The 22028-nt window shown below is 71.0% G+C and carries 21 protein-coding genes and 3 tRNA genes; 14 read left to right on the top strand and 10 right to left on the bottom strand.

Going from position 1 to position 22028, the window contains the following annotated elements:
• Nucleotides 1–5 precede the first annotated feature (5 nt).
• Nucleotides 6–4844, top strand: coding sequence for a DNA repair ATPase (locus RM788_RS23455; protein WP_315933913.1), 4839 nt, complete (start codon nucleotides 6–8; stop codon nucleotides 4842–4844).
• A gap of 112 nt (nucleotides 4845–4956) precedes the next feature.
• Here the strand turns inward: RM788_RS23455 and RM788_RS23450 are convergent, their stop codons facing one another.
• The gene (locus RM788_RS23450; RefSeq protein ID WP_315933912.1) at nucleotides 4957–5463 is read right to left on the bottom strand and encodes a hypothetical protein; all 507 of its coding nucleotides are present in this window, start codon (nucleotides 5461–5463) and stop codon (nucleotides 4957–4959) included.
• A gap of 158 nt (nucleotides 5464–5621) precedes the next feature.
• Between RM788_RS23450 and RM788_RS23445 the strand changes: the two genes are divergently transcribed.
• Genes RM788_RS23445 through RM788_RS23435 form a run of 3 tightly spaced genes read left to right on the top strand, consistent with a single transcriptional unit; the run spans nucleotide 5622 to nucleotide 7589 of the window.
• Entirely contained in the window at nucleotides 5622–6104 is a 483-nt protein-coding gene (locus tag RM788_RS23445; protein ID WP_315933911.1) for a YbaB/EbfC family nucleoid-associated protein, read from the top strand.
• Complete coding sequence (locus RM788_RS23440; protein ID WP_315933910.1) at nucleotides 6101–6412, top strand: WXG100 family type VII secretion target; 312 nt, start codon at nucleotides 6101–6103, stop codon at nucleotides 6410–6412. Before RM788_RS23445 ends, RM788_RS23440 begins: the two co-directional genes overlap by 4 nt.
• 10 nt (nucleotides 6413–6422) lie before the next feature.
• A complete protein-coding gene (locus RM788_RS23435) occupies nucleotides 6423–7589 on the top strand; it encodes a WXG100-like domain-containing protein (protein WP_315933909.1) in 1167 nt (388 codons plus the stop codon).
• On the opposite strand, the gene RM788_RS23430 is transcribed toward RM788_RS23435, so the two are convergent.
• Complete coding sequence (locus tag RM788_RS23430; protein ID WP_315933908.1) at nucleotides 7590–9437, bottom strand: hypothetical protein; 1848 nt, start codon at nucleotides 9435–9437, stop codon at nucleotides 7590–7592.
• Between the two features lie 2 nt (nucleotides 9438–9439).
• The gene (locus tag RM788_RS23425; RefSeq protein ID WP_315933907.1) at nucleotides 9440–9850 is read right to left on the bottom strand and encodes a PPOX class F420-dependent oxidoreductase; all 411 of its coding nucleotides are present in this window, start codon (nucleotides 9848–9850) and stop codon (nucleotides 9440–9442) included.
• A 51-nt stretch (nucleotides 9851–9901) separates the two neighbouring features.
• Here RM788_RS23425 and RM788_RS23420 point away from each other — a divergent pair, with 51 nt between their 5' ends.
• Both RM788_RS23420 and RM788_RS23415 read left to right on the top strand, forming a co-directional pair.
• Entirely contained in the window at nucleotides 9902–10726 is an 825-nt protein-coding gene (locus tag RM788_RS23420; protein WP_315933906.1) for an oxygenase MpaB family protein, read from the top strand.
• 204 nt (nucleotides 10727–10930) lie between these two features.
• A complete protein-coding gene (locus RM788_RS23415) occupies nucleotides 10931–11767 on the top strand; it encodes a glutamate ABC transporter substrate-binding protein (RefSeq protein WP_315933905.1) in 837 nt (278 codons plus the stop codon).
• A gap of 45 nt (nucleotides 11768–11812) precedes the next feature.
• Here the strand turns inward: RM788_RS23415 and RM788_RS23410 are convergent, their stop codons facing one another.
• Nucleotides 11813–12988, bottom strand: a complete 1176-nt coding sequence (locus RM788_RS23410) for a L,D-transpeptidase (RefSeq protein ID WP_315933904.1) — start codon at nucleotides 12986–12988, stop codon at nucleotides 11813–11815.
• Nucleotides 12989–13394: 406 nt separating this feature from the next.
• Between RM788_RS23410 and RM788_RS23405 the strand changes: the two genes are divergently transcribed.
• Entirely contained in the window at nucleotides 13395–13598 is a 204-nt protein-coding gene (locus tag RM788_RS23405) for a cold-shock protein (protein WP_106186934.1), read from the top strand.
• 75 nt (nucleotides 13599–13673) lie between these two features.
• Here the strand turns inward: RM788_RS23405 and RM788_RS23400 are convergent, their stop codons facing one another.
• The 4 genes from RM788_RS23400 to RM788_RS23385 all read right to left on the bottom strand — a co-directional run bounded on the left by RM788_RS23400 (nucleotide 13674) and on the right by RM788_RS23385 (nucleotide 17036).
• Entirely contained in the window at nucleotides 13674–14000 is a 327-nt protein-coding gene (locus RM788_RS23400) for a hypothetical protein (protein WP_315933903.1), read from the bottom strand.
• A 201-nt stretch (nucleotides 14001–14201) separates the two neighbouring features.
• Nucleotides 14202–16442 carry a heavy metal translocating P-type ATPase gene (locus RM788_RS23395; RefSeq protein WP_315933902.1) on the bottom strand — a complete coding sequence of 747 codons (2241 nt, stop codon included), beginning with the start codon at nucleotides 16440–16442 and terminating at the stop codon, nucleotides 14202–14204.
• Nucleotides 16443–16449: 7 nt separating this feature from the next.
• Nucleotides 16450–16659 carry a heavy-metal-associated domain-containing protein gene (locus tag RM788_RS23390; RefSeq protein WP_315933901.1) on the bottom strand — a complete coding sequence of 70 codons (210 nt, stop codon included), beginning with the start codon at nucleotides 16657–16659 and terminating at the stop codon, nucleotides 16450–16452.
• A 128-nt stretch (nucleotides 16660–16787) separates the two neighbouring features.
• Nucleotides 16788–17036, bottom strand: coding sequence for a hypothetical protein (locus tag RM788_RS23385; RefSeq protein ID WP_315933900.1), 249 nt, complete (start codon nucleotides 17034–17036; stop codon nucleotides 16788–16790).
• A gap of 140 nt (nucleotides 17037–17176) precedes the next feature.
• Between RM788_RS23385 and RM788_RS23380 the strand changes: the two genes are divergently transcribed.
• The 4 genes from RM788_RS23380 to RM788_RS23365 all read left to right on the top strand — a co-directional run bounded on the left by RM788_RS23380 (nucleotide 17177) and on the right by RM788_RS23365 (nucleotide 17964).
• Nucleotides 17177–17422 carry a hypothetical protein gene (locus RM788_RS23380; RefSeq protein WP_315933899.1) on the top strand — a complete coding sequence of 82 codons (246 nt, stop codon included), beginning with the start codon at nucleotides 17177–17179 and terminating at the stop codon, nucleotides 17420–17422.
• A gap of 200 nt (nucleotides 17423–17622) precedes the next feature.
• Nucleotides 17623–17695, top strand: a tRNA-Glu gene (locus RM788_RS23375).
• Between the two features lie 88 nt (nucleotides 17696–17783).
• Nucleotides 17784–17857: transfer RNA gene (locus RM788_RS23370), tRNA-Asp, on the top strand.
• A gap of 33 nt (nucleotides 17858–17890) precedes the next feature.
• A tRNA-Phe gene (locus RM788_RS23365) sits at nucleotides 17891–17964 on the top strand.
• A 181-nt stretch (nucleotides 17965–18145) separates the two neighbouring features.
• Here RM788_RS23365 and RM788_RS23360 read toward each other — a convergent pair.
• On the bottom strand, nucleotides 18146–18874 hold the full coding sequence (locus RM788_RS23360; RefSeq protein WP_315933898.1) for a hypothetical protein: 729 nt from the start codon (nucleotides 18872–18874) through the stop codon (nucleotides 18146–18148).
• A gap of 60 nt (nucleotides 18875–18934) precedes the next feature.
• On the opposite strand from RM788_RS23360, the gene RM788_RS23355 reads away from it, so the two are divergent.
• Both RM788_RS23355 and RM788_RS23350 read left to right on the top strand, forming a co-directional pair.
• Entirely contained in the window at nucleotides 18935–19147 is a 213-nt protein-coding gene (locus RM788_RS23355) for a helix-turn-helix domain-containing protein (RefSeq protein WP_315933896.1), read from the top strand.
• Nucleotides 19144–19677, top strand: coding sequence for a Clp protease N-terminal domain-containing protein (locus RM788_RS23350; RefSeq protein ID WP_315933894.1), 534 nt, complete (start codon nucleotides 19144–19146; stop codon nucleotides 19675–19677). Before RM788_RS23355 ends, RM788_RS23350 begins: the two co-directional genes overlap by 4 nt.
• Here RM788_RS23350 and RM788_RS23345 read toward each other — a convergent pair.
• Nucleotides 19649–20302, bottom strand: a complete 654-nt coding sequence (locus RM788_RS23345) for a membrane protein YczE (protein WP_315933893.1) — start codon at nucleotides 20300–20302, stop codon at nucleotides 19649–19651. The two genes, RM788_RS23350 and RM788_RS23345, sit on opposite strands and share 29 nt — an antisense overlap.
• Before the next feature lie 61 nt (nucleotides 20303–20363).
• Here RM788_RS23345 and RM788_RS23340 point away from each other — a divergent pair, with 61 nt between their 5' ends.
• A complete protein-coding gene (locus RM788_RS23340) occupies nucleotides 20364–21824 on the top strand; it encodes a MocR-like transcription factor YczR (RefSeq protein ID WP_315933891.1) in 1461 nt (486 codons plus the stop codon).
• Nucleotides 21825–22028: the final 204 nt, after the last annotated feature.

Below are 22028 nucleotides of genomic sequence, written 5' to 3'. Positions count from 1 at the left end.
CGGTGGTGACCGCCACGCACGAACCGACCCAACTCGACGCGGGCACCTACGAGGTGCTGCGGGCGCGGCTCGCCGAGCAGGCGGCCGCGCTCGCCGGCCGGGCCGAGCAGCTGAACGCCGAACGCCTCACCGTGTTCGGCGGCGCGGAGTTGCAGCTCATCGGCACCGAACGCATCCGGACCGCGAACAACTGCGTGCCGAGGGATTGCATCCAGGTCGGTGGCCTGATGCTGTTCGGGTACAACGTGTTCATCGGCCTCAAGCCGGAGACCGCGGTGGACGACGTGTTCTCGCTGCACCGGTTCACCCGCGACGGCGACGCGTTCCGCTTCGAGGACGCGGGACCGGACGCGCTGCCCGGCCTGCTGCGGGACCCGCAGTTCCTGCGCGACTTCGCCGAGCTCTACCGGTACTACCGCGAGACCCGACTGCTCCAGCTGCGCCGCGTGGAGAGCAAGGTGCTGGCGATCTTCCAGACCGGCGCCCGCACCGAGGACATCCGGGTGCTGCGCTGGCAGGTCGCGCCGGACGGCTCGGTGTCCTACGTGGACAACCGGGGCGAGCGCGACCACGTCTTCCCGCCGTCGCACGACTTCGAGTGGACCACGGCGGTCCGCGAGAACCACGTGCTGGGCAGGCACCCGCACATCTCCATCGAGGACGAGGTGTTCGTCGAGACCGTCGGCGGCGACCTCACCGTCAAGGTGGAGAACAACACCGAGACTGGCGAGGGCGTCTACCGCGAGCCGGTCGACGAGCCGTTGCAGAGCCTCGCCGACGCGGACGTGCGGTACGCGCGGGTCGGGTCGCTGATCCTGCTGCGGATCCTGCCGTACAACGAGAAGACGTGGCGGCACCTGGTCTTCAACACCCGCACCAAGAGCGTCGTGCGGCTCGACGGCATCGGCCAGGCGTGCCAGCGGCTGCCCGAGGACCAGGGGCTGATCTTCCCCGGCGGCTTCTACCTGGAGACCGGGGTCAGCAAGACCTTCGACACCGAGGTGGAGGAGCTGGAGTTCGAGCGGGTGATCCGCTCGACCAACGGCGAGGACGTGCTCTACGTCTTCCACGCCCGCAGCGAGGGCCGCTCGCTCCTGCTGCCGTACAACGTGATCCGCAAGGAAGTCGCGACACCGATCCCGTGCCACGGCTACTCGCTGTTCGACGACGGCACGCTGGTCGTGTTCCGCGCCGCCTCCGAGGAGCCGACGCGGGTGCACCCGATGCAGGTGTGGCAGACGCCGTACCTGTCGGACACCTACGCCGCCGCCCAGCCGATCGGCACCGGACCGCTGGACCGCGTCGGCAACGCCGATCTGGTGCGCGGCATCTCCGACTGCCTGTCGATCTCCCGGATGGTCGGCGAGATGGCGCCGTCCACGCCGGTGTTCGAAGGCCTGATCGCGGCGTGCGCGCGGGCGTTCGACCACTACCACTGGCTCGGCGAGGCCGACCTGCACGACCTGCGCACGCCGTTGTCGCAGGTCCGGGCGACGGCCGAGCAGGTGCTCGACGAGTTCGAGACCGTGCAGGCGCTCACCGACCAGGCCGCCGCGGCGCTGGAGGAGGCGGGCGCGCAGATCGCGTCGCTGGTCCGCCAGCAGCGCGGCGAGACGCCGACGTCGGCCGACGCGTGGGTGCGCAGGCTCGCCGACCTCCGCAAGGCCCAGGGCAGGCTCGTCACGCTGCGGGAACTGCGGTACGTCGACCTCGCGCGGATCGACGTGCTGGTCGCCGACCTCGCCGCCGAGCTGGGCACGTCCGCGCAGCGGGCCGTCGCGCACCTCCGGCGGGAGGACGCCTTCGCGGGCTACCACACCGAGGTCGAGGAGCTGATCGGCAAGGCCGACGCCATCGCGACCGTCGCCGAGGCGAAACCCGTGGTGGAGCGGCTGGCCGAGCAGTCGCAGGGGTTGGAGGTCCTCACCGAGGTCGTCGGCTCGCTGGACATCGCCGACGCCACCGTGCGCACCGGCATCCTGGAGCGCATCGGCGAGGTGCTCGGCGGCATCAACCGGGCACGGGCCACCGTGGACGGTCGTCGCAGGGCGCTGCTGGACACCGAGGGCCGCGCGGAGTTCGCCGCCGAGTTCGCGCTGCTCGGCCAGTCCATCACCGGCGCGCTGGCCGTGGCGGACTCGCCGCAGCGCTGCGACGAGCAGCTCGGCAGGCTGCTGCTGCAACTGGAGAACCTGGAGTCGCGGTTCAGCGACTTCGACGACTTCTTGGCGGAGCTGGGCGCCAAGCGCACCGACGTCTACGAGGCGTTCTCGTCGCGCAAGCAGGCCCTGCTGGACGAGCGCGCCCGCCGGTCGGACCGGCTGGTGGAGTCGGCCGACCGCATCCTGGCCGGCGTCACCCGCCGGGTCGCCACCCTCGCGTCGCTGGACGACGTGAACACCTACTTCGTCTCCGACCCGATGGTCGCGAAGCTCCGCAGCGTGGTCGCCGACCTGCGGGGGCTCGGCGACCAGGTGCGCGCCGAGGAGCTGGAGGGCAGGCTCCTCGCGGCTCGGCAGGAGGCCGGGCGGTCGTTGCGCGACCGGCTGGACCTGTTCACCGACGGCGGCGAGACCATCAGGCTGGGCAGGCACCGTTTCGCGGTGAACACCCAGGCCGTGGACCTCACGCTGGTGCCGCAGGACGGCGCGATGTCGTTCGCCATCACCGGAACCGACTTCCGCGAACCCGTCACCGACCCGGACTTCGCCGCCACCAAGCCGTTCTGGGACCAGCTGCTGGTGTCCGAGTCCGCCGAGGTCTACCGTGCCGAGCACCTGGCCGCGGCCGTCCTCGCCGGGTACGACGACCCGGTGGTGCTGCACGAGACCGACCTGCTCGACGTCGTCCGGCGCGCCGCGGAGTCCCGCTACGACGAGGGGTACGAGCGGGGCGTGCACGACCACGACGCCGCGCGCGTCCTCGAAGTGCTGCTCCGCCTGCACGCGGGCGCGGGCGTGCTGCGCTACCCGCCGACGGCCCGTGCCGCCGCCCAGCTGTTCTGGGCGTTCGAGGCGGACGACGACCTGAAGACCGCCTGGACCCGCCGCGCCACCTCGTTGGCCCGCGCCCGCGCGGTTTTCGGCCGTTCGCCCGCGATCGACGCGCTGGCCGACGAGATGGGCGCCGCCATCGGCGACTCCCTGGCGGGCGAGTACCTGTTCGAGGAGCTGGCCACCGGCCAGCAGGGCTTCGCGACCAGCGCCGCCGCGCGGTCGCTGCTGGAGGGCTTCCACCGCGCGCTGGGCAGCCGCCACGAGTTCGACGAGGACCTCCGCTCGGTCGACCTCCCCGCCCGCCGCCAACTCGTCGAGGCGTGGCTGGGCGTGTTCCTCGCCGACGTCGGCGAGACCTCACCCGACCTGCCGGAGGCGGTCGCGCTGGAACTGTGCCCCGACCTGTCGCGCTACGAGTCGTCGGCCGAGCTGACCGGCGTCGTGGACGGCCTGCTGGGCACCCACCCGCGGATCGCGGACCGGAGGCTCGAGTTCCGGGTCGACGAGCTGCTGACCAGGACCAGGGCGTTCAGGCTCGAGCGCGTGCCCGCGTTCCGCGCCTACCTGCGGCAGCGCAACGAACTGGTGGCGCGCAGGAAGAAGCAGCTCCGGCTGGAGGAGTTCCAGCCGAAGGTGATGAGCGCGTTCGTCCGCAACCGCCTGCTGGACGAGGTCTACCTGCCGCTGATCGGCGACAACCTCGCCAAGCAGCTCGGTGCGGCGGGCGACGCCAAGCGCACCGACCAGATGGGCCTGCTGCTGCTCATCTCCCCGCCCGGCTACGGCAAGACGACGCTCATGGAGTACGTCGCCAACCGCCTCGGCCTGATCTTCGTCAAGGTCAACGGCCCCTCACTCGGCCACGACGTCACCTCCGTCGACCCGGACGAAGCGCCCAACGCGACCGCGCGGCAGGAGATCGAGAAGATCTCGTTCGCGCTGGAGATGGGCAACAACGTGCTGCTGTACCTGGACGACATCCAGCACACCTCGCCCGAGCTGCTGCAGAAGTTCATCTCGCTGTGCGACGCGCAACGGCGGATGGAAGGCGTGTGGAACGGCGGCACCCGCACCTACGACCTGCGCGGCAAGCGCTTCGCGGTCTGCATGGCGGGCAACCCGTACACCGAGTCGGGTCAGCGGTTCCGCATCCCCGACATGCTCGCCAACCGCGCCGACGTGTGGAACCTCGGCGACGTCCTGTCCGGCCGCGAAGACCTGTTCGCGCTCAGCTACGTCGAGAACGCGCTCACCTCGAACCCGGTACTGGCCCAACTGTCCACAAGGGACAGGAAGGACGTGGAACTGCTGGTGCGACTGGCTCGCGGCGACGACAGCGTCCGCCCCGACCAGCTGACCCACCCGTACTCGTCGGTCGAACTCGACCAGGTGCTCTCGGTCCTGCGCAAGCTGATCCGCGCGCAGGAGGTCGTGCTGGCCAACAACCAGGCCTACATCGCCTCCGCCGCCCAGGCCGACGCGTCCCGCACCGAACCGCCGTTCCGCCTCCAGGGCTCCTACCGCAACATGAACAAGCTGGCCGAGCGGATCGTGCCGGTGATGAACGACGACGAACTGGCCTCCGTGATCGACGACCACTACGTCGGCGAGGCGCAGACCCTCACGTCCGGCGCGGAGGCGAACCTGCTGAAGCTCGGCGAGCTGCGCGGCACGCTCACCCCCGAACAGGCGGAGCGGTGGGACGAGGTGAAGGCGGGCTACCGGCGCGCGCAAGCGCTTGGCGGCTCGTCCGACGACCCGATGAGCCGCGCCGTCGGCGCCGTCGGCCTGCTGGCGGACCGCGTCGGCACCGCCATCGACCGCCTGGCACAAGATCATCAAGGGTGACGCGGCGAAAACTGTCGTACCCCTGCGGTAACGTGGAAATCGGGGGTCCCCTGGGCGGGGGACTTCCGATTCCCGTCGGGGCTACGCCCTCTCAGTGGCTGCCCGCGCGGGTCTAGCGGTCCCCGAACCCGCAAGCGAACCCGTCGCCGTTGAAGTCCAGCTCATGCCGGTCCTCCCCGCGGACCTCGATCCGCCGCGACCCGTGCGACCTCAACCAATCGCACTCGTCCACCAGCAGCGGGAACAACCACGGCACGCACACGCCGTCGGTCTCGTAATCGTCGTCGCACCCGCCGAGGTCCTCCAACCACGGCGGCAACCGCACGGTCGGCCGAGGCGGGACGGGCCGGACGGTCGGTTCCGGATCCGCGGTCCGCGCCTCGGTCGTCTCCACGGGCGGCGGCGCGGGCGGTGGCGGCACGGTGGTCGTGGTGGGCCCCACACCCCAGACCCCCGTGGTGAACGTGGCGCTCAGCATCGGCTCGGGCCCGAAACTGCCCTGGACCTGGCGGACGTCGACCGGCGAGGGGCCGCCCGAGAGCACGAGGGCTCCGATCATCGACCCGCCGATCAGCACGGTCCCCGCGATGGCGAGGACCCTGCGTCTGCCAAAGATCATCCCAGATGCACCCGCTCACCGATTCCACGCCCGAGGCGCCGCGTGGAATCGTCGCCGGCGGTGGAGGCGTTACCGATTGGGCCAATCGGAGTGTGGCGGGATGGCCTGTGCGTGACAATCGGACGAATGCCCGCCCGACACCGTGATGAGAGGTTTCCATGAACGATCCCGCCCAGCGAGCGGCGCTCGAGGCCCGCAACGCGGCTCTGCGCACCCAGGTCGACTCGATGCTGGCCAACCTCGAACGCCAGACGTCGGCTCTGCGCGACGCCCAGGCCGAGGCCGTGTCGAAGACCGGCACCGCGACGTCGCAGGACGGGCTCGTGCACGTGGTCGTCAACGCGGCGGGCATCGTGACGGACGTGCGGTTCGCACCCGCGTCCTTCGAGCGCAGCACACCGGAGAAGCTGGCCAAGTCCGTCGTGGAGGTCATCCAGCGGGCCGCCGCCGACGCCCGCAGGCAGGCCGACGCCGCCATGGCGCCGTTCCAGCAGAACGTGCCGGACCTGCCCGACCTGTTCCCCGGCGCGCCGTCGCTGAAGGACCTGGTGCCCACGCCGCCCGTCGCGCCGGTCACCCAGCCGAAGCGGCCGGACGACGACGAGCCCCGTGACTCGCTGATGGAGAGGAACGACTGGTGACCGGTTTCGAGGTGGACCCGACCGCCCTGCGCTCGGCCTCGCCGAAGTTCTCCTCCACCGGCGACAAGCTCGCCGACACGTGGGAGGCGCTGCGCTCGGTCATGGACGCCGAGGGCACCTGCTGGGGCACCGACGAGGTGGGCCAGAAGTTCGCCGAGGGCTACACGCCCGCCGCGGACACCGCGCGCGAGTCGTTCCCCGGCATCGCGGGCGCCATCCAGAACATCCGGACCGAGCTGGACGACACCGCCACGACCTGGGAGCGGTCCGACCAGGGCAACGCGCGGTCGTTCGGCGCACAGGGCTGAGGGGACGACCATGGGCATCGAGATTCCCGGAGCGGTCGAGTGGCTGGTCCCGATCGTGGTCGGCGCCGACTGGCCCGAGGGCGACGAGACCGCGCTGCGCAGGCTGAGCGAGGCGTGGACGGCCGCGGGCACCGCGGTCGGCGAGGTCGCCCAGGAGGGCAACGGCGCCTCCGCGGCCGTGCTCGGCTGCATGACCGGCGCGACCTCGGAGGCGTTCGACCAGTACTGGAAGCAGTTCGTCGAGGGTGACGCCTACCTCGTCAACCTCCAGCAGCTCTGCACCGACCTGGCGTCGGGCTGCGACGACGCCGCGCTGAACATCGAATACACGAAGCTCAGCATCATCGGCGCGCTCATCGTGCTGGCGGCGCAGATCGCCGCGATGATCGCGTCGGCCGTGGCCACCTTCGGCGCGAGCACGGCGGGCATCCCGATCGCCCAGGTCGCCACCCAGAGCTTCGTCAGGATCCTGATCACCCAGTTGATCAAGCAGATCGTGGTGAACGTGGCCATCAACGTGGGCATGGACGTCTTGATCCAGGCCGGGCAGTTCGCGTTCTCCGACCGCAAGAGCTGGGACGTCGACAAGACCGTCGACGCGGGCATCGCCGGTGTGGCCGCGGGTGTCGCGGGCGGACTGGTCGGCGGCGTCGGGACGAAGCTCGGCACGACGACGAGCAGCTTCGTCCAGGCCGCCGGTCGCGGCGCGGTCGAGGGCGCGATCGCGGGAGCGGGCGGCAACATCCTGACCAACTTGGCCCACGGCAAGAACAGCTGGGAGGACCTCGGCAACGCGGCCCTCTCGGGCGGCGTTTCAGGGTCTGTCGGCGGAGCGCTGGGCGGGATGTCGAACCGCCACCAGGGGCTGTCCGACACGTCGACCAACGGCTCGTCGGTCACCGAGGGCTCCTGGGACACCAGCCGCCAGGAGTACACCGCGGGCTCGAACACCCAGGGGCACGCGTTCACGACCCCGGACGGCACCCTGATCCGGGCGAACGTCGAGGGGAACCCCTACGGGCCGGGATGGAGTTCCGAGAAGGCCGGGCACATCTACAGCGACGGCGGGCCGAACAACGTCAACGATCCACGCGATGACGACTACGAGGTCAAGACCTCCGCGAACCCGCCGCGGATGGTCGGCGACCTCGACCTGCCCGACCCGCCGAAGAGGTAGCTACGCCCAGGGCTGGTAGCCGAGGACCGGGGCGTGATCCGGACGGGTCTCGCCCCAGTCCGGGCTGTCCGGCGGCAGCGGGTGGCGTTCGGCCCGCCGCAGACCCGGTCGGATGCGCGCCCAATCGGCCAGTGCCGCCAACGCGAGCACCGCGGTCACCAGCCCTGGGACGCGCGCCCCTGGAAAGGGCAGGAGCATGAAGGCGAAACTGCCCATCCAGGCCGCGAGGACCAGCCGCCCGCCGATGCCGTGCCTGCCCAGGAAGACGCGCAGGAGTTTGTTCCGCCCCTTGGCGCTCCCCCATGTCCGCAGGCGGTACCACTCCGCGAGGTCGAGTGCGTCCGCCGGGGCGGGAGCCGCCGTGGCCGCACGCGCCCTGATCAGCTCCGCGGCCAGCCGGGCCTCGACGAGCGTCACCAGCCACTGCTGGCGCCCGGCCACCACGCGCAATACCGGCGTCCTCCAGATCGGAGTGACGACACCGCCCGGCGAATGCCACCACGACGTTTTTTCCCCGCCCGAGTGCACACCCGTCTGCGCGAGTTCCACATCGGCCAGGGACACCGTGTAGGGAAGCACCTCCTGGCCGCCCGACATGTGCAGCACCGCGGTGTCGCGCTGGACGAACAGCCGTTCGCCGTTCTTCGAGTGGAACGGCACCTCGACCGCGCTGGCGCCCAGGTCGGTGCCGCGCCACTTCGTGAACACCGCGCCCGCGAGCCGTCCGAGCACCGGGCACAGGACGAGCGCCAGTGCGAGGAGCCAGTGCTTGTTGCCCGCCAACCAGAACAGGGTCATCGGCACCGGTACGAACGCCACCCGGCCCCACACCCGCGGCACCCGCAGGTTGCACAGCCAGACCACGACGGCCACACCGATCCACGCCAGGAAGCTCACCGGCGCCGAAGTGGTCAGCAGCAGGGCCAGCGGGAGTCCCGCGACACCCGCCAGCGCCAGCGGCACGGCGATCAGCCACCGGGTGGTGAGTCCCGGTCCGGTCGGCAGCGGCTCGTCCGGTCCGCGGGTCGCGTAGACCTTCGGGCCGATCGGATCCGGTGCGGGCAGCACCTCGGGCACGTGGGTGCCGAGCACGACGCGGGCCTGCTCGACCTGCGACGGCAGTGCCCGGCCCGTGCGCGCGCGGAGCAGTTCGACGAACCGCCGACTGTGCCCGATCGGCAGCACCCGGTCCTCGGCGGCGGTCCGCACCACGACCACGTCGCCCGCGGGAACCGACTGGCCGGGTCGGTCTCGCGGTACCGCCCACGGTTCCTCGTTCGGCACCGCCGCGCGAATCCCGACGCCGGTGATCTCGTTGAGCGGCACGGTCCTCCAAGGACCCCGGCCCCTCGTCTCACTCCCGCCTTCGGCCAGCCAGATCTCCACCGCCTCGTCCGTCACGACGACGGAGTCGTTGCTCCACAACGACTTCTGCACCGCTCGGATCGGGAAGCCGATGTGGTGCCGCGTGCCACCGATGACGGCGGGCGGCGCGGCGGCCAGGGCCTTGCACGCGAGCCAGGCGCACACGCTGGGAGGGAGCCACAGGAGGAGGTAGATCAGCAGGTTCAGCGCGGGGTGGAGTTCGGTGGGCCGCAGGAGGACGATGATCGCGACCATCACGCCGAACGACTGGACCACCGCCGCGCACAGCGACACCGCGGCCCAGTGCTGCGGCCGGTACCGGTGACGCGCGCCGAACCACGCGAGCCCGAACAGCGGGGCCACGGCCAGCACGGCGGGGATGAGCATGTTCGACTTCTCGGTCGGTAGCAGCGGCAGCGGGAGTGCGGCGTAGAGCAGGTGGATCGCGAGCGCGAGCACCAGCAGGAGCCTGGAGGGCAGCATCGTCAGCCGCTCCGGTCCGGGCCCGCGCGGTGCGGGGTCACGCGCAGCAGGACGCGCCGCTCGCCCTCCATCGCCGCCCGGTACTCGTCCCAGTCCGGGTGCTCGCCGGACACCAGCCGGTAGTACTCGACGAGGCCGTCCATCGCCTCGGGCAGCGACACGACCTCCGCGGTGCCCTCGATCTGGATCCACTGGCCGAAGAACTGGTCGGGCAGCACGCACAGCCAGACGCGGGGGTCGTTGCGGAGCTGCCGCACCTTGTACGCCGTCTCGCGGGTGCTGAGCAGCAGGTCACCCCGCTTGTCGACGGCGACGAGCACCGGTGACATCTGGGGGCTGCCGTCGGAACGGGTGGCCGCGAGTACCGCGCGGTGGTGGCCGCGGATGAACTCCCGCGCCTCATCGAGATCCATGCGCACATCATGTCGCGGCGCGGCGGCGCACGTCTGTGACACCATGAAATCGTGGCGACGCCCAACTCGGTGACCTGGCAGCTGCACGCCGATCCCGCGATGTGGGTGGCAGGCATCGCCAGCCTCTACCTCCAGGCCCTGCACCCGCGCGCCGCCGCCGGGGTGGTGCAGAACTCGAACTTCCAGCGCGACCCGCTGGGCAGGCTGTCGCGGACGGCGACGTTCGTGGGCGTCTCCACCTACGGCACGGCCGAGGAGGTCGAGGCCGCGGCGTCGAAGGTGCGCGCGGTGCACCGGTCGTTGCGCGGCACGGACCCGGAGAGCGGGGCGTCGTTCCGGATCGACGACCCGGAGCTGCTGCGCTGGGTGCACTGCGCCGAGGTCCACTCGTTCCTGACCGTGGTGCGCCGGGCCGGGTACCGGCTCACCGACGCGCAGGCCGACCGCTACCTCGACGAGCAGCGGCAGCCCGCCACCCTGGTCGGGCTGCACGCCGACGAGGTGCCGGGGTCGGTGGCGGAGATGGCCGCGTACCTGCGGGAGGCGCGGCCGGGGTTGCGCGGGTCGGCCGACGCGGACGTGGTCTACCGGTTCCTGCACCGGCCGCCGGTGCGCGGCGCGCTGCGCTGGGGGCTCGGGGTCTACGAGCGCGTGCTGGGCCACCTGGCGTACTCGGTGCTGCCGGACTGGGCCATCGGGGTCTACGGCCACCGGCCCTACCCGCCTGCGGTGGCGACGGCGATGCTGCGGACGCTGCGCGGTGCCGCGCTGCTCGTGCCGGGGCTGGTGCGGTGGCGGGTGCCGACCGGGCACGTGAACCGGGCGGTCCGTCGGATCGGGTGGTCCGCATACCCCCGTCGGGCCCTGCTGCCATAGGGATTTGATCGAAGTCACAGGGTGAAGTCGCCCGAACGGCCTAGCGAAATGGGCTGGTGCGACGTGCGTCGCATAGATGAAACCGATTGCGTACGTAACATCGGAGTCGGCGAACCCCCGAGGGCGGGTCGATGGCGACCCCTCCCGCAGCCGCCCGGGGGCACCGCCGCGCCCACAAGGCTTCGATGATCGGAAGGTTCCCCCTTGCGCACCCCCCTGCGTCGAACACCGTCCGTGGCCGTCTCGCTGACCGTCTCGCTGGCCCTGCTCGCCGCGTGCGGCGGCGCGGACCAGGACACGATCGAGGGCAGCGCCGATCGCGGCTCGCTGACCGTCGGGATCCGCTTCGACCAGCCGGGACTCGCCCAGCGCCGCATCGACGGCAAGGTCGTCGGGTTCGACGTGGACGTGGCGAAGTACATCGCGACCGAGCTCGACGTGGACGAGAAGAACATCACGTGGAAGGAGGCCCGCTCCGCCGACCGCGAGAAGCTGATCACCTCCGGCGAGGTCGACTTCGTCGTGGCCACCTACTCGATCACCGACAAGCGCAAGGAGCAGGTCGCCTTCGCGGGTCCGTACTTCCGGACCGGCCAGGGCATCCTGGTCCGCTTCACCGACCAGGACATCACCGGCCCTGAGGGGCTGAACGGCAAGAACCTGTGCTCGGTCACCGGTTCCACGTCGGCGCAGAAGGTCGAGAGCGACTTCGCGCAGGGCGTGAACCTGGTGGAGTACGGCCAGTACTCGGACTGCGTGACCGCGCTGCTCGCGGGCAACGTCGACGCGGTCACCACCGACGAGGTGATCCTGGCGGGCTTCGCCGCGGAGAACCCGGAGCTGCTCAAGCTGGTGGGCAAGACGTTCAGCACCGAGGAGTACGGCGTGGGCCTGGCGAAGTCCGACACCGGGGGCCTGGCGGACGTGAACGCCGCGATCAGGAAGATGATCAGCTCTGGCGAGTGGGAGAAGTCGTTGCTGCGCAACGTGGGCGAGTCGGGCATCGAGATCCCGGAGCCGCCGCGGCTCAGCGGGTCGTGACCCGCGCCGGGTGGTCGGCCCCCCGCCGACCACCCGGTTCCGGTGCTAGACCGCGGACTTCGCCAGCCAGGCGTTCCAGTCGAGCGCCCAGTCGTAGTAGGTGCGGTCCTCCTCGGAGAGCGCGACGCTGGAGCCGGTCACGTTCACCGGGTCACCGGGGATGACCTCGTCGAAGTACAGCTTCGCGTTCTCCGGGGCCAGGTTCGCGCAGCCGTGCGACACGTTCTCGCTGCCCTGCGCCCACCGCGAGCCCTCGTACCCGTGCACGTACTCGCCGTTGTAGGAGATCTGCACTCCCCACGGGACCTTCACGTTCTCGTAGTCGTACTTGATGTTCGTCATCGACACCTCCTCCGACTTCGAGATGACCACGTGGATGCCGCTGTGGGTCACGCGGCCGGGGTCGGACTCGAGGCCGTAGCTGGAGGGGAAGTCGAACAGCTGCTGGCCGTCCTTGGTGACGACGAACCTGTGGGTCCGGGTGTCGGCGGTCGCGACCAGCGCGCGGCCGATGGTGAAGTGCACGCTCACGTCCTGGCCGCCGTAGGCGCCGTCGCCGTGCGGGACCCCGTAGAGGTTCGCGAAGACCTTCACCGTCGTACCGGGCGTCCAGTAGGCCTTCGGCCGCCAGTGCACCTCGGTGTCGCTCAGCCAGGCCCACGCGCCCTCGGTCGGCACGGACGTCTCGACCTTGAGCGCCTTCTGCACGCTCGCCTTGTCGGTCACCGGCGCGGTGAACTGGACGGCGACGGGCATCGCGACGCCGTAGGTCTGGTCGTCGCCGAGGTTGAGGCTGCCGATGATCTGCCGGGCGGGCGTCACGGTCTTGAACGCGCCGGTGATGGGCGCTTCCTTGCCGTCGTTGTCGATCGCGGTGCCGGACCACGTGTACGACTTGCCGAAGCCGAGCGGCTCGGTCGCCACCCAGCCGGTCCCGTCGGCGGCGGGCGCCCCCGCGACCTGCGTGCCCTCCTCGTTGGTGAGCGCGACGGAGACGACCTTGCCCTCGGTGACGTCGACCTTGAACGGGCCCGCCGGGCTCACGTCCTCGGTGCCGTTGGCGGGCGTCATGCCGACGGCCATCGGCGCCTTCACGGCGACGTTGGACGCCTGCTGCCCACTGCTCGTCGCGGTCGGGTCCGCGGCGTCCCCACCGGTGCCGCATCCCGCGACGACCACGCTGATGGCCAGTGCCACCGCTGCCGCCAACCCCTTGCCCATGCCCACTCCGTTCCCCCTGAACCCCTTGCCTGATGTGTACATCGACGTGTCGCGGACCCCCGGCGTTGTCATTACGGCAATGTGACGTCGGTCACATCCGTTTGGAGGGGTCTGTCGATCTTCGGGAGAGCGGTCCCGGAGGGGCGGAACCGGCCTCGACCAGCCATCGCGGGGGCGTCGGCAGGGCTGTCCGGCCACGTCCGGTTCGGTCGGTTCGACCTGTAGTCTTCAGCCCCCGCAAGCGATACGCTGGCCTCGCAGGCCGTGGTTTCTGTGTTCGTGTCTCACGCTCGCGGAACAGCACGCGGGCGTACTCATCTCGCTGAGTTCGGCGGGGCGAGCGCCCCCGGGACGGCCGGGGGTTGCATGGTGCAGCCCCGAGCTTTCCTGCGATGGAGGCAGGTACATGGCACAGGGCACTGTCAAGTGGTTCAACTCCGAAAAGGGCTTCGGCTTCATCGCCCAGGACAACGGCGGCGCTGACGTCTTCGTCCACTACTCGGAGATCCAGGGCAACGGCTTCCGCTCCCTGGACGAGAACCAGCGCGTCGAGTTCGAGGTCGGTCAGGGGCAGAAGGGCCCGCAGGCCCAGAACGTCCGGGCCATCTGAGTCAGGTCGTGTTCGGAACAACGGGCCCCTGCCGGAATTCGGCAGGGGCCCGTTGCCCGTCGTGGTGGGAGTGGGTCAGTAGCCGCGCTGGCGGGCTTCCCACTGCAGGCGCTGCATGACCCATTCGGTCGCGAGGGCCTGCGGGGACGTCTGGCGCTCGCCCGCGAGTTCCTTCAGCTGCTCGTTGTCCATCAGCGTCAGCCGCAACTGGTAGACCTGCGCGCTGCCGAAGCTCGTGCCCGAGGCCGTGGTCTCCGTGTCGGTCTCCGGGGCCAGCGCCGCGAGGTACGAGGTCAGCTCATCATCGGTGTCGCTCGCGGGCGCCAGGTCGTCCTCCACCACGTCGAGGTGGGGCGGACGATGACGGCCGGACTTCGAACGACCAAGGGACGGTAGGGGCACGCCGACAAGGGTAACGGTCGGATTGCGGTGACCGGCAATGTGTGACCCCGGTCACATGGTCGAGGCGTGGAGAGGCCCCCGCGCCAGGGGGAGGAACGCGGGGGCCGGAGGGGATCTCCACAGGTGCTGACCGGGGGTGTGTCAGCAATTCGGATTGTTGCACGCGCGCGGTCGGCCGGGGAGGGGGTTCTCGGGAAATCTTCAGGTCGCGGTCGGGCGGAATCGCTTCAAGCGCAAGCTGTTCGTCACCACGAAGACACTGGAAAGGGCCATCGCCGCCCCCGCGAACATGGGGTTCAGGAAACCCAGCGCCGCCAACGGCAAACCGGCAACGTTGTAGGCGAACGCCCAGAAAAGATTTCCCCTGATGATGCCGAGGGTCCTGCGGGACAGGCGGATGGCGTCCGCGGCCACCAGCAGGTCGCCGCGCACCAGCGTCAGGTCGCCCGCCTCGATGGCCGCGTCGCTGCCGGTGCCCATCGCGAGCCCGAGGTCCGCGGCGGCCAGCGCGGGCGCGTCGTTCACGCCGTCGCCGACCATGGCGACGACCAACCCCTTGGCCTGCAGCGCCCGCACGGCGTCGACCTTCTCCGACGGCAGCACCTCGGCCACCACGTCCGCGGCGTCGATGCCCACCTCCGCCGCGACCGCCCGCGCCACCACGGCGTTGTCACCGGTCAGCAGCACCGGCCGCAGCCCGAGCGCGCGCAGCTCGCGGACCGCGGCGGCACTGGTCGGCTTGACCGCGTCCGTCACCGCGAGCAGGCCGTGCGCCCTGCCGTCCACGGCGACCGCGACGACCGTGCGCCCGGCCCCCTCGGACTCGGCGACCGCCTCGCGCAGCCCGTCGGGCAGCTCCACGCCGTGCTCGGCCAGCAGCCGCGGCCTGCCGATGACCGCCTCGCGGCCGTCCAGCAACGCCGTGACACCAAGGCCTTCCCGGTTGCGGAAGTCCGCCACCGCGGGCAGTTCGCCGACCTCGGCGCCCGCGCCGCGCACGATCGCGGCGGCGATCGGGTGCTCCGAGCCGTTCTCCACCGCGCCCGCGATCCGCAGCAGGTCCGCCCGCTCGACGCCGTCGGCGGTGACCACGTCGACCAGTGCCAACCGGCCCTCGGTCACCGTTCCGGTCTTGTCCAGGACGATCGTGTCGACGCGGCGGGTCGACTCCAGCACCTCGGGGCCCTTGACCAGGATGCCCAGCTGCGCGCCGCGGCCGGTGCCGACCAGCAGCGCCGTCGGCGTCGCCAGGCCGAGCGCGCACGGGCAGGCGATGACCAGCACGGCCACCGCGGCCGTGACCGCGAACTCGACCGGACGGCCGACGAGCAGCCAGGTCCCCAGCGTCAGCACCGCGATGCCCAGCACCACCGGCACGAACACCGCCGACACCCGGTCGGCCAGCCGCTGCACCTCCGCCTTGCCCGCCTGCGCCTGCTCGACGAGCGACGCCATCCGGGCCAGCTGCGTGTCCGCGCCGACCTTCGCGGCCCGCACGACGAGCCTGCCGCCGACGTTGACCGTGCCGCCGACGACGGCGTCGTCGACACCGACCTCCACGGGCACGGACTCGCCGGTCACCATCGAGCTGTCGATCGCCGAACCGCCCTCGACCACGACGCCGTCGGTGGCGATCCGCTCGCCGGGGCGGACCACGAACCGCTCGTCCACCCGCAGCGACTCCACGGGCACGCGCACCTCGCGGCCGTCGCGCAGGACCGCGACCTCCTTGGCCCCCAACGCGAGCAGCGCCCGCAGCGCGGCGCCGGCACTGCGCTTCGACCGCGCTTCGAGCCAGCGGCCGAGCAGCAGGAACGCGGTCACGCCGACCGCGACCTCCAGGTAGACGTCGGTCGTGGCGGACGGTCGCGGCACGAGGCTGAACTCGTGCGTCATGCCGATCATGCCCGCGCCGCCGAACACCAAGGCGTACAACGACCACAGGTAGGAGACGACCACGCCCATCGACACCAGCGTGTCCATGGTGCTCGCGCCGTGGCGCAGGTTGACCGCGGCGGCCCGGTGGAACGGCCAGCCGCACACCCACACCACGGTGCTCGCCAGCGCGAGCGAGAACCACTGCCACGCCGGGAACTGGAGCGCCGGGACCATCGACAGCACGACGACCGGCAGCGCCAGGGCGATCGCGATCGACAGCCTCAGGCCGAGTTCGCCGCCGTGCCCGGTTTCGTCGTGCCCGTCGCCGCTCCGGCTCGGCGGCGTGGCCTCGTACCCCGCCGCCTCGACCGTGGAGACCAGGTCCTCGACCCGGAGGCCGACCGGGAACTCGACGCTCGCCTTCTCGGTGGCGTAGTTGACCGACGCGGTCACGCCGTCGAGCTTGTTCAGCTTGCGCTCGATCCGGTTCGCGCACGACGCGCACGTCATGCCGCCGATGGCCAGCTCGACGCGCTCGTGGGGCCTGGACTCCGTGGTGGTCATGGTCCGGTCACCCCTCCAGCTGGTAGCCGGCCTCCGCGACGGCGGCCCCCACCTCGTCCTGGCCCAGTTCGCGGTCGCTGGTCACGGTGACCGCGCCGCTGTCGAGCACGACGGAGACGTCGGTGACGCCGTCGAGCCCGCTGATCTCCTCGGTGACGGAGCTGACGCAGTGGCCGCAGGTCATGCCGGAGACGGTGAAGGTGGCGGTGACGGACATGTGCCGTGGTCCTCTCGGTCGTCCAACGCTGAGTTCAACATACCCCCAGGGGGTAGTCGTCAGCCACAGTGCGGCTGATCACGGAACACGCACCGTGCTCGCGCGAGCGCTGGGTGTGACCATCGAGTCTACTGTGGAGGGTCGGCCAGTCCTTCCTGCTGGTCCATCTCGCCCTCGATGCGCGCGACCAGGGCGTCGAGCCCGTCGAGCATCTCCTCGAGCTTGCCCATCCGGTCGTCCAGCAACGCGCCGATGTCGGACTCCAGGTCCGTGATCGACAGCCCTCCCAAGATCGCCTGCGCGTCCTTGGTGATCGCCTCCATGTCGACATCGGCGGGGATCGACGGGGTCTTGGATTCGGGTTCCACCTCTGACATGCGCCCATCCTCCCGCAGTCGATCCGGTGAGGCACCTACGGGGAGTGACACTGAGTTGTGGAGGAATCACTCTCCGGGGGGCTGCGGCGCCCGACCGGGGTCGCTTAGCCTCGCGCCAACCTCAAGTCGGGGAGGGTGTCATGAGCGGATCCCTAGAAGTCCGTCAGTTCCTGTGGACCCAGGACGACGGTTTGTCACGTCAGGCCGCGGGTGGCGTGCCCACCCAACGAACCGGGGAGCCCTCGCGGATCTCCGATGATCAAGTGCACCGGGCACGGCTCGCGGTGGCCCGAGGCGCGTTGGGCGCCGAGGACTGCCGGCTGCTGCTGGACATGCTCGGGCTGTCCCCAGGAGAGGACGGCGGCCCCACGTCCGTCCAGCGGTAGGCGCAACGGCGCTCCGGCGGGTGCGAGGGCACCCGTCGGAGCCGATTCCGGAGGTGAAATCCCAGCTCAGTCGATAAACGGGACCCCCGTTTTGGAGTAGTGGGCACTCGTGCCTTATGCTTACGGAGCTTCCAACGGACAGCAGTTGGAGGGCCCGAGACAGAGGGTGGCCCACACAAGGGCTGCCGGAAGTTGCAAGGGTCCCCATCGTCTAGCGGCCTAGGACCCCGCCCTTTCAAGGCGGTAGCACGGGTTCGAATCCCGTTGGGGGCACGTGTTAGGCTAGACCGCAGTGGATGTGACGATCTACTGCTGCAAGACCGAAAGACGCAGTACAGCTGAATTTGATGCAGCACAGCAAGGCCCAGTGGCGCAGTTGGTTAGCGCGTCGCCCTGTCACGGCGAAGGTCGCGGGTTCGAGTCCCGTCTGGGTCGCTATGGCGTTCGGTAACACCCCGGCCGCTACATGGCCAGGTAGCTCAGTTGGTACGAGCGACCGCCTGAAAAGCGGTAGGTCGGCGGTTCGACCCCGCCCCTGGCCATTCGACATCGGAACAGCCCCATCTGCGGAAATCGCAGATGGGGCTGTTTCATTCTGTGCGCCCCTGGGGCTCTCGCCCCAGGCCCCAAGGCAGGGAGGCTTCGCCCCCTGCACCCCCGGTGGTTTGGCCCGGTGGTTTCCTGCGGTTCGCCAGTGGGGATTTCCTGTCGGGCGATTTGCGTTCAATTCTCCAGGCGGATTACCGCCAATGCCTGGTCGTCGTGGGTTTTGTACCTGGGCCAGCGCTTGTGGTCCGGATCCGAGAGTTCGGCGGCGCGGACGTCGTCGAGTACCGCCTCCGGGCCGCGGGTGGTGATGATCTCCAGGACGGCGTTCCAGTCGGGGAAGATCCGGTAGTCGTCGACGCCGCAGGAGACGCCGTCGGTGGCCATGATCACAGTCCCGATCCCGGCTCTCGGCAGGTTGCTCCGGACGGCCTGGTGGGCTGCTCCGGGGTCGGCCTCGGCCACCCAGTAGCCGCCCTCGCGGTTCTTCCAGTCGGTGATCGGAGTGGCGATTCCACGCAGATCGGCCAGTCGTGTGTCCGCAATCACAGTCGTGGTGGCGCCGAACGCCACGATCGGGCTGTCCGCCAGCACGAGCGTGTCGAGGGTCGTGTCGGTCCAGCGGGCGATGGCGATCGTGCTGGACGGGGCGTCGCCGGGGGTCAGGTCGTAGCGGGTGGTGACGCGGGTGATGGCGGTGGCGAGGAGGTCGGCCAGGTCGCCGTCCGAGGTGAGCAGTTCGGTGAGTTCGGCCCCGAGGACCGAGGCGTACCAGCCGCCGTTGCGGTCGGGCGGGCGGCGCGAGGTGACGCCGTCGAGCACCACCACCGCGTTGGGGAGCACGAAGATCCGGTCCTCCGTCGGCCGGCCGGGGGCGGGGCGTTCGGCTGTCTCGATCTTCGCCATGCCCTCACCGTAGCGTCAACCGTGGTTGACAAAACCCGAGTGTCAACCTACGTTGACGTCATGACGAAGGCGACCGAGTTGGCCTTGGCGGCTGGGGATCGGGATCCGAGGGTGGGGCTGCGCGCGGTGAGCGCGTTGCGCAGGCTGCTGGAGCAGCTCGAATCGGTCCAGGTCCGCAACGCCCGCGTCCGGGGCTGGTCATGGCAGGAGATCGCGGCCGAGCTGGGGGTCACCCGGCAGGCCGTCCACAAGAAGCACGGAGGACGGGGATGATCGGGGAGCGGTTCACGAAAGAGGCCCGCCAGGCGGTGCTCGCCGCCGTCGAGGAGGCCAGGTCGGAGTCGGCGCCGAAGATCGGCAGGCCGCACATGTTGTTGGCACTGCTGGGTTCTCCCGCTCTCGCCGGGTTCGACCTGTCCCGCGAGGACGTCGAGGGGGCGTTGCGGGAGGCCCGGCGCAAGGGCGGGTTGAGCGAGGCGGACGCGCTCGCGCTGCGCGAGCTGGGGATCGATCTGGACCAGGTCGTCGAGAGCGTCGAGCAGTCGCTGGGCGAGGGGGCGCTGGCGTCGATGAAGACGCGCAGGAAGCGGTGGCCCTTCGGCGAGCACCTCCCGTTCGAGGTGGAGCTGAAGAAGACGTTGGAGCGCAGCCTCTTCGAGGCCAGGGACCTCGGGCACGACTACCTCGGCAACGAGCACCTCGTGCTCGCGCTGCTGGCGGGCGGAGGGCTCGTCACCGAGGTGCTGGAGGCGCGGGGCGTGAACTACGCCGAGGTCAGGAAGCGGGTGGCGACGGGGGCGTGACCCCGGTCCAGGTCAGCCTGGGCAGGAACGCCTGGGTGAGCGGGCCGATGAGCACGGCGTACAGGACGGTGCCGATGCCGAGGGTGCCGCCGAGCAGCCAGCCGCCCGCGAGCACGGTGACCTCGATGACCGTGCGCACCAGGCGCAGCGAGATGCCGGTCCGGGCGCAGAAGCCGGTGGTCAGGCCGTCGCGGGGGCCGGGGCCGAGCCGGGCGCCGATGTAGATGGCGGCGGCCAGCGCGTTGAGGACGATGCCCGAGGTCAGCAGCACGATCCGCGGCAGCAGCGCGGTCGGCGCGGGGAACATCGCGAGGGTCGCGTCGACGGCAACGCCGATCAGCACGACGTTGGACACCGTGCCGACGCCGGGGCGTTGTCTGAGCGGGATCCAGCAGAGCAGGACCAGGGCGCCGACGATCACGGTGATCGTGCCGAAGCTCAGGCTGGTCCGCTTGGTCAGGCCCTCGTGCAGCACGTCCCACGGCGCCAGGCCGAGCGTGCCGCGGATCTGCAGCGCCATGCTCGCGCCGTAGAGCCACAGGCCGAGCGCCAACTGGGTCAGTCGTCGGGCCGGGGCGACGGTGACCGGGGCGGACGTGAGTGCGGCGAGACGGGAAGGGGCCATGTGGCCATCCTGCGGTCGGATTGGCCTTGTAATCCAGGGCCAATCGCCAATAATTGGCCTCATGGACCACGACATCCCGGTAGGTGGACGCGTATCCGGTCACCGGTTGGCCCGGTTGCTGGGCGATTGGCGTCGTCGAGGCGCCCGGCAGGGCACCGCCGACCTCGCCGCGGGCATCCGGATGCTCGTGGTGGAGGGCCAACTCCCCGCGGGCACCCGGCTGCCCGCGGAGCGGGAGATCGCCGACGCGCTGCCGGTGAGCCGCACGCTGGTCACCGCCGCGCTGGACCAGCTCCGCGAGGACGGGCTGGTGGCGAGCCGCCGCGGCGCAGGGTCGTGGATCACCGTGCCCGCGGGCGCGTTCCGCCCGGTCACCGACCTCGTGCCCGCCGAGCGCGGTCTGATCGACCTGGCCCGCGCTGCCCCGCCCGCGCTCCCGAACCTGGCCGCGGCCATGGACGCCGTGCGGCTGCGGATGCCCGAGCACCTCGCGGGCCACGGCTACCACGAGCACGGCGTGCCGGAGCTGCGGCGGCTGATCGCCGACCGCTACAGCGCGCGCGGACTGCCGACCTCACCCGACCAGATCGTCGTCACCAGCGGCGCGCAGCACGCGCTCGGGCTGGCGTTGCGGCTGTTCACCGGCCCCGGCGACCGGGTGCTGGTCGAGCAGCCGAGCTACCCGAACGCGCTGGACGCCATCAGGTCGATGTCGGCCATCCCGGTGCCCGTGCCGCTGACGCCGGATGGCTGGGACCTCGCGGGCATCGCCGCCGCGCTGCGCCAGGTCGCGCCGCGGGTCGCCTACCTGGTGCTGGACTTCCACAACCCGACCGGGCACCGGCTCGACGCGCAGGGCAGGACCCGGCTCGGTGATCTGCTGCGCCGCGCCCGCACGCCCGCGATCATCGACGAGTCCCTGGTCGACCTGGATCTCGACGGGGACCCGGAGGACGCGCCGCCGCCGATGGCCGCGTTCGCCGACGAGCTGGTCGTGACGATCGGCTCGGCCAGCAAGTCGCACTGGGGCGGTATGCGGATCGGCTGGATCCGCGCCACGCCCGACCTCGCGCACCGGCTGGTGTCGACCCGCACGTCGGTCGACCTCGGCACCCCGGTGTTCGAGCAGCTGCTGATGGCCGAGCTGCTGACCGGGCCGGACACCGCGCTGCGCGAGCGTCGGGCGGAACTGGCGGTGCAGCGGGACGTGCTGATCGACAGCCTGCGCGAACACTGCCCTGGCTGGAAGGTCCGACGGCCGTCGGGCGGGCTCGTGCTGTGGTGCGAACTCGACGCGCCGATCAGCACGCGGATCGCTGTCGTGGCGCAGAGCCACGGGATCCGGTTGGCGCCGGGGGCCCGGTTCGCGGCGCAGGGCGGGCTGGAGCGGTGGCTGCGGCTGCCGTACGCGCTGCCCTCGGACGTCCTGCGGGACGCGGTGCGGCGCTTGGGTTCGGTGACCGCGCTGGTCGCGGGATCCACGACGGCGATGGACGGTGACCTGGCCGTTCCGGTGGCCTGACCGGGGTTCGGGCCCCCGCCGCGGTCAGCGGCGGCGGGGACCGATCCGCGCCTGCCAACCGATCTCCGGCACAGCCCCTCGATGTGCCGGCATGTCGGTGGCAGTTCCCGTGGACCTGCGGCGGGGACGTTCGGGGCGGAACGTCCCTGCCGCAGGTTCCGGGGTGAGGCCCTGGTGCAGCGGGGCAGTGCGGCACCTGGGCCA

Origin of the sequence: Umezawaea sp. Da 62-37 (assembly GCF_032460545.1) — a bacterium.
GTDB lineage: Bacteria > Actinomycetota > Actinomycetes > Mycobacteriales > Pseudonocardiaceae > Umezawaea.
The sequence above is the reverse complement of the archived record's forward strand: the minus strand, read 5'-3'. Positions and strand labels throughout refer to the sequence as shown.